This window comes from Campylobacter sp. 2018MI01 (assembly GCF_018501205.1).
In the GTDB taxonomy this organism is placed as follows: Bacteria; Campylobacterota; Campylobacteria; order Campylobacterales; family Campylobacteraceae; genus Campylobacter_E.
Genome location: NZ_JAHCZE010000182.1, coordinates 1 through 410 on the forward strand (window position 1 = coordinate 1; position 410 = coordinate 410).

Here is a 410-nt window from a genome sequence, read left to right on the forward strand (position 1 = left end):
TCACCGAGGTGGTACTTGACGTCACCGGACCCCTGAGAATTCACCGGCTCGGCATTGCCCTCGAATTCACGGAAGATCTGTCCGTAGGATTTCCCGATGATGTTGGCTAGCACATTGAGACGGCCACGGTGCGGCATGCCGATGCAGACTTCGTTGAGACCATCGTCAGCTGCGCGATTGCATAGGGCTGCCAGCAAGACGATGGCGGACTCGCCGCCTTCCAGGCTGAAACGCTTCTGACCGACGAACTTGGTCTGCAAGAAGGTCTCAAAGATCTCGGCCTCGTTGAGTTGGTCGAGGATCTGCAAATGCATCTTCCGAGAGAGCGGCTGATGCTCCTTCTCGAAACGGTCCTGGAACCACTTGCGCTGCTCATAGTCGGCGATGTGCATGTACTCGATGCCCATCTT

The 410-nt window shown here is 56.6% G+C and carries 1 pseudogene; it reads right to left on the reverse strand.

The features are described 5' to 3' along the window. A pseudogene (locus KJQ97_RS10130) lies at positions 1-410 on the reverse strand (hypothetical protein); the annotation flags it as partial.